The organism is Brevibacillus nigriterrae (assembly GCF_049846925.1).
In the GTDB taxonomy this organism is placed as follows: Bacteria; Bacillota; Bacilli; order Brevibacillales; family Brevibacillaceae; genus Brevibacillus_H.
The window spans coordinates 109451-122279 of the sequence record NZ_JBNCMT010000003.1 but is presented as its reverse complement, the minus strand read 5'-3'; the positions used below and the strand labels follow the sequence as shown (position 1 = coordinate 122279).

Sequence of the window (12829 nt, the reverse complement as noted above, 5' to 3'; positions counted from 1 at the left end):
GAGAGGTTTTTTTATTCCCAAAAACGATATCCCGTTTTTGGGTGACCGAAATCGGTCAAATTTTAGTCTTATGAAAAACGTCGATACGTTTTTCACAAAAGAAAAAATTGGAGGATGAGAAACCATGTTTGAAGACAAATTGATTCTGAGAATTCCAGGCCCTACCCCTATCCCCCCTCGTGTGCAGCAAGCGATGAATCGTCCGATGATTGGACATCGCAGCGGTCAGTTCTCCAAGTTGTTCGCCGAAACAGCAACCAAGTTGAAGCCGTATTTTGGTACAACTCAAGATGTGCTGATCGTGACGGGAAGTGGAACTAGTGCTTTGGAAATGGCGGTTGTCAATACCGTTCAGCCTGGAGAAGAAGTAGCTGTGCTCGTAAGTGGTGCTTTCGGCGAGCGTTTCGCTAAAATATGCGAAAGATACGGAATCTTCGTACATCGGCTCGATGTAGCTTGGGGAGAAGCAATTACATCAGAGATACTTACTCCCTTTCTTGCAGATAAAAAACAGGTTAAGGCTGTTTTTGCAACCTATTGTGAAACATCAACGGGTGTGCTAAATCCGATCAAGGAATTGGCAGAGGTTGTCCGCCAGCAAACAGATGCGTTGTTCATTGTCGATGCGGTTAGTTGCCTGGGTGCAGTGCCTTGTGAAATGGACGCTTGGGGCGTTGACATTGTTGTAACAGGCTCACAAAAAGCGTTTATGCTTCCAACAGGCTTGGCCTTTATCGCAGCAAGCGAGCGAGCATGGCAAGTAATTGAATCGATCAAGCCACAAGCCTTTTATCTTGACTTGAAAGCCTATCGTAAAAGCTTTGCCGAAAAGACAACACCTTACACTCCTGCTGTCTCCCTTGTTTTCGGCCTGGAGGAAGTTACGGCTGTCCTGGAAGAAGAGGGCTTGGAAAATGTAATCAAGCGTCATGAGCTACTCCGTGACATGACACGAGCGGCGATGAAAGCACTCGGCATCCCGCTGATGACCAAGGATGAGTATGGCTCACCAACTGTAACATCCCTTGATCCGCAAGGTCTTTTCGATGCAGAGGAGTTGCGTAAAGTTCTTCGTACCAAACACAACATGATTGTTGCTGGCGGTCAGCAGCATCTGAAAGGCAAGATCTTCCGCATTGGTCATATGGGCTACTGCGATGCACTTGACGTCATTCAGGTTATCGCTGCAATTGAAATGTCTCTCATTCAAATCGGCTTTGAAATCCAGCTCGGCGCTGGCGTAAAAGCAGCACAGGAGGTATTAATCAACCATGTATAAAGTACTTATCAGTGATCCATTAAGCGAATACGGTATTCAAAAACTATTAGATGCTCCAGACGTCGAAGTGGTGCAAAAACCAGGCCTCTCCCCTTCCGATTTACTCGCAGAAATTGGTGAATACGATGCCTTGCTCGTTCGAAGCCAAACGCAAGTAACTCAAGAGGTATTGGTTGCAGCCAAAAAACTGAAGGCAGTTGGCCGTGCAGGTGTTGGTGTAGACAATATCAATCTGAACGCTGCAACCGAAGCCGGTATCGTGGTCATCAATGCACCGGATGGAAATACGATTTCTACTGCTGAGCACTCCTTTGCGATGCTGATGTCACTTGCCCGCAACATCCCACAGGCACACAAGAAATTGACAGATGGCACATGGGACCGTAAAAGCTTCCAAGGTGTTGAATTAAACAACAAAACACTCGGTGTCATCGGAATGGGCCGCATCGGTTCAGAGGTTGCAAAGCGTGCAAAAGCATTCAACATGAAAGTAATTGGCTTCGATCCCTTCCTGACAGAAGAACGTGCCAAAAAACTCGGCATTGTTAGCGGCTCAGTTGAAGATATTGTTCGTGAAGCTGATTTTATTACCGTCCACACTCCTTTAACTAAAGAAACCCGCTACATTCTCAGCACAAATGAATTTGCAAAAATGAAAGATGGTGTTCGGGTGATTAACTGCGCCCGTGGTGGCATCATCGATGAGAAGGCGCTTTATGAGGCGATTCTGACTGGAAAAGTTGCCGGTGCCGCTCTCGATGTGTTTGAGCAGGAACCGCCTGTTGACAATCCGTTGATCGGTCTCCCGCAAGTCGTTGTTACCCCTCACCTTGGTGCTTCTACCGTGGAAGCACAGGAAAATGTGGCAATAGACGTGTCGGAAGAGTTGCTGAAAATCCTGCGTGGCGAAGCATTCAAAAATGCCGTGAACCTGCCGTCTATTCCTGCTCATATTCTCGAAAAAGTGCAGCCGTATTTTGAGTTGGGAGAAAAATTGGGCAACTTCCTCGCACAGGCTACCGTTGGTGCATTACAGGAAGTCACCATCACGTATAGTGGTGAACTGACAGAAGTAGATACTTCTCCGCTGACTCGTACGATTTTGAAAGGTGTGCTTGCCTTCCGTTTGGGTGAAGAGGTCAACTATGTAAATGCTCCCCATTTAGCCAAGGTTAGAGATATCACGGTAAATGAACAGAAATCTTCTCACAACCGCGGATTTACCAACCTGATTACACTGGAATTAAAAACGAATCTGCAAACACGTACGGTTGCAGGTACAAGATTAAATGGCTATGGTGCCCGCATCGTAAAAATCGATGGTTACGGCATCGATGTCGCCGCAGAAGGTCAATTGCTGTATATCCACCACAATGACCGTCCAGGTGTCATCGGCCGTGTTGGTACGATCCTCGGAACAAATGAAGTAAACATCGCAACGATGCAGGTAGGACGTCGAGATATCGGTGGAGACGCAATCATGCTGCTCACCGTAGATAAACCATTGTCTGCTGAGTTGCTTGATACCCTGGGCGAACTGGGCGAAATCAAAAGCGTTAGACAAATTGAAATTTAATCAGCCTGCAAAGAAAATAATCCGAAACTTTTTCACAATCCCCAAACCAATGAGTTTGGGGTGTTTTTTTGCGGCAAACTAGTAAAGGATGTAAAGCTCTGCAATGAAACCAAACGGAGCGATATTCGTATACAATAATATCCTCAAACATATAATGACCTCTTTGGAAAGGAGCTACTATGACGAATCAAGCAATTTGGGCAATCGGAATTTTCCTGCTTACATACGGTTTTATCATTAGTGAAAAAATCAATCGGACGATCGTAGCAATGATTGGCGGTATCCTGATGATCCTGGCAGGTATTGTCACTCAAGAACAAGCCATCCATCACATTGATTTCAATACCATTGGACTGTTGATTGGTATGATGATCCTCGTTGTGATCACCGCCCAGACGGGTATTTTTAAATACATGGCGATTCGAGCAGCAAAGGTGGCAAAAGGCAATCCACTGGTCCTTCTTGTGTATTTGAGCATCATCACAGCACTGGCATCTGCCTTGCTGGATAATGTTACAACCGTTCTTTTGATGGTTCCCGTTACCTTCAGCATTGCAAGACAGCTACAAGTTAATCCGCTGCCCTATTTAATCAGTGAAATCATTGCATCCAATGTGGGGGGTACAGCTACTTTAATTGGTGATCCACCCAACATCATGATCGGAAGTTCTGTACCTGAGCTAGATTTTATGGCATTTGTTATCAATCTTGGTCCAATTGCCCTGCTGGTGCTTATTGTCACCGTATTTCTGCTCTATCTGATTTATCGCAAAGATCTCAAGACATCACCTGAACTGCAGGCAAACATCATGAGCTTGAACGAACAAGACGAGATTACTGATACTTCTCTGCTCAAAAAATCATTAGCTGTGCTTGGTTTAACTATCGTTGGGTTTACCTTGCACGGAGTCCTGCATCTTGAATCCGCGACCGTGGCTTTAACGGGGGCATTTCTTCTGTTGCTATTGACGGGAGAGCATTACCTCGAAGACGCATTGGTTAAAGTCGAGTGGAATACGATCTTTTTCTTTGTGGGGCTGTTTGTCCTGGTATCCGGCTTGGTAGAAACAGGTGTCATCGCACAACTGGCACAACTTGCTATCGATTGGACTGCAGGTAATCCATTGCATACCTCACTGTTGATTCTGTGGTTGAGCGCCATCGCCTCAGCCTTCGTAGATAACATTCCGTTCGTTGCCACCATGATCCCGATGATTAAGGAGATGGGGAACCTTGGGATCGCGAATCTGGAGCCTTTATGGTGGAGCCTTGCATTAGGAGCTTGCCTGGGTGGAAATGGTACCTTAATTGGTGCGAGTGCGAACGTCATTGTCGCTGGTTTGGCAGCTAAGGAAGGACATCCAATCAGTTTTGTGAAGTTTATGCTGGTTGCCTTCCCTCTGATGATCTTGTCAATTGTGATGTCACATGCGTACATTTATTTCCGCTATTTTAGTTAGGAGGCGCCAAAATGGTTCGCTATTCGTTAGACGATACACGGATTGAAGTACAAGAAATTGAAAATGCTTCTGACTATACGTTTCGAATTAAAGTTAAATCAGAAGAAATGCGTAAGAGAATCAAACAAGTGAGGTCTTTTTTTGAGGATAATAAAGATTATACGGACGCCATGTTTTATTCTCATCACGATGGTGTGTATGAAGTAATTGTACGCAAGGATATGTACATTCCTTTTCTGTTGATTGCCTTTAAGTATCGCTGTATTGAAGCCCTTGCCTGGGAATAGCGCGAGACAGCAGGAAATGCAAAATGCCGACTACATGACGTAGCCGGCATTTTTGTTGTCGTTATTGAAAGATCGAAAGAATTTGGCTGACATCATCCAAAATGTAGTCAGCTTTTTCCTGTTCAAACTTGGCTCTCGCTTCTTGCCCGGACAAACCGGTTAGCGTAGCCGCAAACAGACAGCCAATGGAACGTGCTGCCAAGTAATCAGCGAGTGAGTCACCAACGATCAGAACTTCTTTCGGATTGGTTATCGGCAAAGAGTAGTTCATCACATCTGCGATCGGCTTGTCGAGGCCAAGCAACCCTCTCACATAACAGTGCGGATGAGGCTTGGCAAGAGGAGCTTCCTCTGGAAACTCGTTTTCTGCATCCAATACGTGGCTAGCTGTAACAATCCGATTGGCATCAAACAACTCGAGTAACCCAAGTTCCTCTAACGGGACATGTGTCTCAATAGTCGGTCTTCCTGTACCAATCCCCAGCGTAATCCCCTTACCTTTTAATTCTACCAACAGCTCTCGTACTTTGGCTGGTTCAACGATCGGAATCTCATCGGTCAGGAAGCCTTTCTTTCCGGCTTGGGAAGTTGGGCGGCCAATGGACTGTTCGACCAGTTGATCACCGAGATACCACTCCTGGAATGTCTCTTGACACAGCTTCCATAAATCACTGTTGCGGGAAAACATCTCTGTCTTCACACCACAATGCTCTTCTGCAAGGGTGTTGAGATATAACAGCATTTCTGCTTTTTGTGCAGCACCTTTGGCAAAGTCAGGTGTGAACGCAGCATAATCAATTTCAAAACCGCTCAGTTCCTCATTCCAGCTTGCAAGCGTTGCAAGTTCCTTGCGATCAATTTGATTTGCCAGAATCTCTTTTATCTCCACTGGATGCTTCTGTTGAAGGTGCTTGCACAGTCTGATCAATTGGTAGCCGAAAGCGAGAAATACCATGTCCCAGTTCGAATTGATACCACGAGATTTGATAAAATTGAGTACTTCATCCTGGGCAAAAACTGTTGTACGGACGTCACGAATTGTATTTTCTACTGGTTGAGGTGTAAACGTATCGCCTGACAGGCCCAGATACGCTTTGCTGTGCAACATCTCCCAAACGGTCAATGCAGATGCATCAAAATAACGCTCTTCACTTAAAAAAACGCCGTCTACGTCAAATAATATGGTCTTGATCATGCTGTCACTCCTATCCAGGTTTCTTTATCTATATTTTTAAATCGAAAAATAAAAATTTTCTGATTACCTTCTATGACCGATAATACGCCATATTTACTATCATGGCGTACTCGGATCTTTCCTATTTAATTCGGCAGTGAAATCGTGAAGGTTGTACCTTCTCCCAGCTTGCTATGAACGGAGATCGTTCCTTCATGGGCTTCCACAATATTTTTGGCGATGGCGAGTCCTAAGCCAGTACCTGCTCTCCCTCTGGTTCTTGCCTTGTCTGCTTTATAAAAACGTTCGAAAACAAATGGCAAGTCTTCCTGAGGAATACCGCTGCCTGTATCACTGATTTCCAATACCACCGGGTTCTCTCCTTTTACCCGAATGGTAACAGTACCTCCAGAAGGTGTGTGACGCAGAGCGTTATCGATCAGATTGGTCAAAACCTGCTCGATTCGATCACTATCCATCGGGAAATGTTCTGCATTTGATTCGTGATGCAATTCGAGGGCGATGCCACGCTCTTTTGCGATCCCTGTAAATTTGCGGTGAATTCGCTCTACATACGTGCGCAACGGAATCGGATCTTTATAAAGTTCGATATGACCGGCCTCCATACGAGCCAAATCAAGCAGTTCATTCACCAGTTTGGTCATTCGTACGGACTCATCATAGATAATCTTGGCCAGTTCTTTATGTTCTTCTGGATCAGCCGCAATATCGTCGACGATCGCTTCACTATATCCTTGCAGCATGGACAAAGGCGTGCGCAATTCGTGGGACACATTAGCAACGAAATCTTTACGTAATTTATCCAGTTTGTGCTCTTTCGTCATGTCACGTACGATTGCCAGGCCTCCGCTTACTTTCCCTCGATCATGCAAGGGAACCATCACTGCGGCCCATACTCTGCCCTGTACAGGAATACTTTCGTGAACCTCTTCTTCATATTGCAGTACACGCTGATACATATCATGAATCGGTGCAGGCAGTTCATCCTGATTTTCGTATTCCCAGTCCTGCAGGAAGTGTTCTGCCTGAGGGTTGGTCACGACAATTTTTCCATTGGCATCGATCATGATTACGCCATTCACCATGTTTTTCAGTACGCTTGAGAGCTGCTCTTTCTCTTTTGAAAGGGCATGTATCACTTCGTTCAAACGTCCAGCCATTCGATTGAAGGTTGCCGCCAAGTCCCCGATCTCATCGGTTGACCGTATCGAGACCTTAGCCTGGAAATCGCCTTCTGCAATGCTCTGCGCTGTCTGTTTCATTTGACGTAGTGGGAACGTAATTCTTGAAGACAGGAAGAATGCAAATACCGTGGTTAGTATAAATCCGATAACGCCAACGATAAATATCAACTTGCGAACTTCAGCAACCGTTCCGTTAAAATCTTCAATAGGCTGAAATAAGATGACAGCACCCTTTTGTCCTTGATCCAGTGTAAGTGGAGCCGAAACTGCTAAAATCTGAATGCGATCAGAAAACTCTTCTGATTCTTTGTTGAAGACAATTCTTGCTGCATGTGGTTTCTTGCCGCCAATGATGTTGCTTAGGTCTAACTCCTTGCGTTCGATTAACTCTTCCACTGTAATTTGAGGTAAAAAAGGTGTTTCTGTCGTTGTATTGAGTGCGTGAAGTTCATCATCAACTACAACCAATCCTGTCCGATACGTTGCCCAGAGATTGGCTGAGTACTCCATCAGCTTACGATTGTTTGGGACTTTTTCTATTGTTTTTGCCAGGCGTTGAGATAAGCCTACCAAGTCTTCCGTCTGTTTATGAAAATAGTAGCTGTCGAAGGACTGAACCAACAGCAGACTAAAAATCGTTAACACGACGGCAAACAAGGCGATGATCGTCATCCACAGTTTGCCAACCACACTTCGAAAGATAACATCCACTTTATTTCGGCACCTCTAACTTGTAGCCAACACCCCAGACAGTAGCAATCATTTGCGCTGCTTCTGGTGAAACCTTGTTCAGTTTCTCACGAAGGCGTTTAATGTGCGTGTCTACTGTACGTAAATCTCCAAAGAAATCATAGTGCCATACATCTTTCAACAGCTCTTCACGAGTAAACACTTTATCAGGTGACAAAGCCAAATAATGCAGAAGTTCATACTCTTTCGGAGTCAAGTTCACTTCCTGGCTGCTCGCCAATACTTTATGAGCATCATGATCAATCGTCAGCTCAGGGAATACAAGAATAGAATGACTGCTTGTGCTGTCCGTTTTGAGATAAGCTGTAGCAGAAGCACGTCTCAGAATCGCTTTAACACGGTAAACTACTTCCCTAGGGCTAAACGGCTTAACGACATAGTCATCCGCACCCGCTTCAAATCCATGAACACGGTTGGTCTCTTCACCCTTCGCTGTGAGCATGATAACCGGAGTAGCCTTGTACTCACGAATGCGTTGACATACTTCAATTCCATCAATTCCTGGAAGCATCAAATCGAGAAGAATAATATCATAATCAGTTTTCACTGCCATTTCTACTGCTTCTTCCCCGTGTTCTGCTTCATCAATAATGAAGTTTTCTCGCTCCAAATACATCTTTAATAATCGGCGGATTCTTTCTTCATCGTCTACCACTAATACTTTTGCAATTTTTTCCATACAGTTCACCTCAATTAGAGAAATAGGAGGAAAAGGCTGGGTTACTTCCAGCCTATCCTGTTTGTTAGACTCCTGCGTAGGAATGCAAGCCTGCAATAACCAGGTTTACGAAGACGAGAGTAATAAGCACTATGACGAATCCGGCTACTGCCATCCAGGCAGATTTAGTTCCAATCCATCCACGTGATAGACGCAGATGGAGATACGCACTGTAGAATAACCAAACAATTAATGCCCAAACTTCTTTCGGGTCCCAGCCCCAGAATCTTCCCCAGGCTTCAGCTGCCCAGATCATGGCAAAAATCAATGCACCTAATGTAAACACCGGATAACCGATTGCGATCGCCCGGTAGCTGATTTCATCAAGTAATTCAGGATCGATATCCTCGACTGTCGATTGGAGTGCTGCTCCCAGTCTTTTGCGGGTAATCAAGCGTAAGCCGCCGTACAGAATTAGCCCCGAAAGAACAGACCAGATCATCGTGTTCAATTTTCTGGCAGCGTCTTTTCCTTCCATCCAGGTTGGTGCTTCAAACAATGGATTCATTGGACCTTCTTTTACGATTTTCGACTGGTTCGGTGCAACAATCGCAGGCAGTACATAATCTACCTTATGCATTTGCTCAACCGTTCCATCTTCTTTCAGCTGTGGGAATTCGAAGGTTGTCTGTCTATCGATGCTGGCAAAAATCGTTACCGCTAAAATAAAGCCGATCAGCATCAACACGACACTGATGACAACTTCCAGCCAAAACGTGCTTTTACTTCGAACCGACTGATTTACTGTTCGGACGAGGTACATCAGACCTCCGGCAAAACCAACGGCGAGAATACCTTCTCCCAATGCAGCGGTCGTCACATGAATTTGCAACCAGTAGCTCTGCAAAGCCGGAATTAACGGGGTCACTTCTCTAGGGAACACGCTGGCGTAAGCAAGAATAATGACACCTAACGGCATAACAAACGCACCCAAAACAGAAACGGAATAGATGCGGTCAATGATCAGGAAAGCCAAAATGATACAGAAAGCCAGAAACGCCATAAACTCAAACATATTACTCGTCGGGCTATGACCTCCAGCTACCCAGCGGGCGATAACAAATCCACCCTGGGCCAAAAATCCGACGACGGCAACAAAATATCCAATCCGACTATATCTGTTTTGATGTGACTGCGGGTCACTGTTCGCCCATTTCTTGCCCGTTACAGCCACTGCGTAAAAAAGAGTGGAAAGCAGGTAAAGGATAAACGCAGTTAGCAGAAGGTTTTCGCTCAAAATTATCAAAACCTGGTACCTCCCTATCATCTGTGCATTCATGACGAGTTACGTCAATCACATGTTTTTATTTGTTGGTACGCGAAGTGTCTACCAGAGTTAATGATGGTTCTGCCTGTTCACGAACATAGTCCATTTCACGGCGCAGTCCAAACCAGTTTTTGTTGGTATGACCAGCAAGATATACTGATCCATTTTCCAGGTGAACCCAAATTCTGCGATGCTGCCAGTAAAAGCCCATGACCAAACCGACCATCACGATAAAACATCCAAAGTAAATCAAAGGCAACATTTTATCTTTTCGAACCATAATTCCGGTGATGTCCATGATGTCAGGCTTTTGCAGTTCAAGGATGAACCTGGGTTTGTCATCCTGTGAAATGAATCCACCTGATAGATATACCAGTTTTTCCGATTCCTTATCTTCCGCAGATATTACCTCGAGAGCAAACATCGGATTTGTCGGAGCGTTCGACTTGGTTGCTGGCTTTTTATTTTCGTCCATATAAAAGTCAGGGAAATAATCGAGTACACGTACTGTGAAGCCATTTCCTACCTGCTGATCTCTTTCTGGTGAATACAGATCAAGCTTGACTGGTCCAACTGGCTTCGAGCCATTTTTGGTGTCGACCAAAGTGAAGTTAAGCGCACCCAGTTGAGATTCTTGTTTTCCCGATTGATAGAGAAGAATATCCCCTACGCTCATGGGATGATTGACGACAATGGATCCCTTTTGGATCTCCTTCAATTGGGGAGGTGCTCCAGGCAAGCTATCGTTCTCGTTAATATAGATAACCGCATCTGTCTGGAAATTTTTCGGAACCACTTTTCCATCCAGATCAATTGCTTCCGGGAACTCGTCTTCCGAATAATATTCTGTCTTGTACGCCTCATTTTTGATGTAGTATGGCGTATTGGGAATCGAGACGGTTTGACCCTCACGTACCCAGACGAAATCGTCCATATAAAAACTGGGAACACCACGCAAAAGTACACCCAACAAGAAAAGAATCAGACCAATATGATTAATATATGGGCCCCATCTGCTGAATCGTGCTTTTTCGCCAAGAAGAGAAGACCCTTCCTGATAGACGCGATACCCCTTTTTTTGCAAGGCAGCCTTCGCTTTGGCTAGCATCTCATCACTTGTTTTTTCCTCGCTTACGCCAGCCTCACCAAACAGCTTTTGCCCGCGCAAAAAGGATAAGTGTGGATTTACCCGTGGCTTGTTCAAGGCTTTGTAAAGCGGGATGACACGGTCAAGACTACAAATTACCAGTGACATACCGATCATCACAAGTAACAGAACATACCACCAGGAAGAATACATGTTATGGAAACCTAGTACATAGTAGATTTTGCCCAATATACCGTACGTCTTCTCATAGAACTCTGCAATAGCCAGTTCAGTAGGTACTGGAACCGGAATATACCTCTCTTGCGGGAATACAGTTCCCAGTGCAGAAGCTACTAAGGTAATAATGATAAGGATAATGGCAATTTTCACTGACGAGAAAAAATTCCAAGTCATATCGATCACACTAGATTTAAATGTTTGTGATCTCCGTGCCATTCCTTCGTATCGCATATCTGGAAACGCTGCCACTTCTTGCTCTTGGACATGGTCGAGTGGCTTTCCACAGGACTCACAAAGCAAGGTTCCGACAGGGTTCGTGTGTCCGCATTCACATTTACGTTGATCCATTTGTGTTCCTCACTTACTGCAGTATTTTAGCTACCTTTTCTTGCAAGATCTGTTCATTCATCTGCCCAATAAATACGTCTTTGACAATCCCGTTCTTATCGATAAAGAAGGTGGTCGGTATGGGACCAATATTGTAAAGACGAGTAATCTCACGCTGCTGATCAAGCCAGATCGGGAATGTCACTCCCACTTGAGAGATAAATTGCTTTGCAGTGATTGGGGATTCTCCGATGTTGACACCAGTGAATACGACACCATCATTTTTATGTAATTGATACTGTTTTTCCAAATCAGGCATTTCTGTTTTACAAGGCACACACCAACTGCCCCAGAAGTTCAGGACGACTGCTTTTCCCCGCAAATCTGACAGTTTAACCTGTGCACCATCAAGCTGCTGTAAACTGAAATTAGGTGCTGTATCTCCAACCTGTACTGTACCAGTTTCTTTTTTGAAACTCGAATAAACGGCAAACACGAGCGCAGCCAATAACACAGCGAGAATTGCCACGCGGAGCCAGGTTCGATTCTGTTTACCCATTCTACTAATTCCCCTGTCCGATTAGTTTGTCTTTACTAATTATAGCTTCCCTAAAATTGTCACCGAACCGTTAGATGTGAACGATTTATGAACGATCGCACTTTTCCATTTGGTTTCGACAAAGTTCACTTGATTAATACTTTATTCATGTGATCGACCTCACTTTGGGATAGGTAGCGAAACTCTCCCTTTTTTAGTCCGGCCAGCGTCAGAAAGCCAAGTTTGACTCGTTCGAGAGTGAGTACCGGATGACCGATCGCATCACACATTCGACGAACTTGTCGATTTCTACCTTCATGAATTGTCAACTCGATGTGAGCTCTCTTCCGCACTTGATCAGTTTCCAAAATGGCTGCTTGACCCGGTGATGTCATCCCATCTTCTAGCATAATCCCCGTAGCTAACTTGTTAATTTGAGCTGAAGAAGGGATACCCTTTACCCAAGCACGGTATACCTTATCCAATTCAAATGAAGGATGGGCAATGCGATTAGCCCACTCTCCGTCATTCGTTAACAATAACAAGCCAGACGTATCGTAATCTAACCTTCCTACCGGATATACCCGCTCGTTTACACCCTTCAGCAAGTCAGTTACAACCGTTCGACCTTGTGGATCATGCAAACTTGTAATTACGCCAGTTGGTTTATAGAGAAGAATATATACGAATTTTTCTCTTTTGATTGGCTTTCCGTCTACAAGTATTTGGGCATTCATGGGGTCAACTTTGGTGCCTAGTTCTGTAATGACGACACCATCAACCATAACCCGACCAGATGTGATAATTTCTTCACAATTGCGGCGAGAGGCCACTCCAGCTTGTGCCAGCACTTTTTGCAAGCGTTCCATCTTGTAAATCACCTCTTCACTCATCATACCAATCATACTCATTTCTACCATT

At 44.8% G+C, this 12829-nt stretch carries 11 protein-coding genes; 4 read left to right on the top strand and 7 right to left on the bottom strand.

Features of this window, described 5'->3' with window-relative positions:
- Positions 1 to 124 precede the first annotated feature (124 nt).
- The 4 genes from ACPW7N_RS03440 to ACPW7N_RS03425 all read left to right on the top strand — a co-directional run bounded on the left by ACPW7N_RS03440 (position 125) and on the right by ACPW7N_RS03425 (position 4602).
- Positions 125 to 1279, top strand: a complete 1155-nt coding sequence (locus tag ACPW7N_RS03440) for a pyridoxal-phosphate-dependent aminotransferase family protein (RefSeq protein WP_425649613.1) — start codon at positions 125 to 127, stop codon at positions 1277 to 1279.
- The gene (gene serA, locus ACPW7N_RS03435; protein WP_425649612.1) at positions 1272 to 2855 is read left to right on the top strand and encodes a phosphoglycerate dehydrogenase; all 1584 of its coding nucleotides are present in this window, start codon (positions 1272 to 1274) and stop codon (positions 2853 to 2855) included. Before ACPW7N_RS03440 ends, serA begins: the two co-directional genes overlap by 8 nt.
- Positions 2856 to 3034: 179 nt before the next feature.
- A complete protein-coding gene (locus tag ACPW7N_RS03430; RefSeq protein WP_425649611.1) occupies positions 3035 to 4315 on the top strand; it encodes an ArsB/NhaD family transporter in 1281 nt (426 codons plus the stop codon).
- An 11-nt stretch (positions 4316 to 4326) separates the two neighbouring features.
- Positions 4327 to 4602, top strand: a complete 276-nt coding sequence (locus tag ACPW7N_RS03425) for a hypothetical protein (protein ID WP_425649610.1) — start codon at positions 4327 to 4329, stop codon at positions 4600 to 4602.
- A 61-nt stretch (positions 4603 to 4663) separates the two neighbouring features.
- Here the strand turns inward: ACPW7N_RS03425 and ACPW7N_RS03420 are convergent, their stop codons facing one another.
- The 7 genes from ACPW7N_RS03420 to ACPW7N_RS03390 form a co-directional block, all read right to left on the bottom strand.
- Positions 4664 to 5797: an HAD family hydrolase gene (locus ACPW7N_RS03420; protein WP_425649609.1), complete on the bottom strand. Its 1134-nt coding sequence runs from the start codon at positions 5795 to 5797 to the stop codon at positions 4664 to 4666.
- A 125-nt stretch (positions 5798 to 5922) separates the two neighbouring features.
- Positions 5923 to 7692 carry an ATP-binding protein gene (locus ACPW7N_RS03415; RefSeq protein ID WP_425649607.1) on the bottom strand — a complete coding sequence of 590 codons (1770 nt, stop codon included), beginning with the start codon at positions 7690 to 7692 and terminating at the stop codon, positions 5923 to 5925.
- Between the two features lies 1 nt (position 7693).
- A complete protein-coding gene (locus ACPW7N_RS03410) occupies positions 7694 to 8410 on the bottom strand; it encodes a response regulator (protein ID WP_425649606.1) in 717 nt (238 codons plus the stop codon).
- A 64-nt stretch (positions 8411 to 8474) separates the two neighbouring features.
- A complete protein-coding gene (gene ccsB, locus ACPW7N_RS03405) occupies positions 8475 to 9716 on the bottom strand; it encodes a c-type cytochrome biogenesis protein CcsB (protein ID WP_425649719.1) in 1242 nt (413 codons plus the stop codon).
- A 37-nt stretch (positions 9717 to 9753) separates the two neighbouring features.
- Complete coding sequence (gene resB, locus ACPW7N_RS03400; RefSeq protein ID WP_425649605.1) at positions 9754 to 11391, bottom strand: cytochrome c biogenesis protein ResB; 1638 nt, start codon at positions 11389 to 11391, stop codon at positions 9754 to 9756.
- Between the two features lie 13 nt (positions 11392 to 11404).
- On the bottom strand, positions 11405 to 11929 hold the full coding sequence (gene resA, locus ACPW7N_RS03395; RefSeq protein ID WP_425649604.1) for a thiol-disulfide oxidoreductase ResA: 525 nt from the start codon (positions 11927 to 11929) through the stop codon (positions 11405 to 11407).
- Between the two features lie 125 nt (positions 11930 to 12054).
- Positions 12055 to 12777 carry a pseudouridine synthase gene (locus ACPW7N_RS03390; protein WP_425649718.1) on the bottom strand — a complete coding sequence of 241 codons (723 nt, stop codon included), beginning with the start codon at positions 12775 to 12777 and terminating at the stop codon, positions 12055 to 12057.
- Positions 12778 to 12829 lie beyond the last annotated feature (52 nt).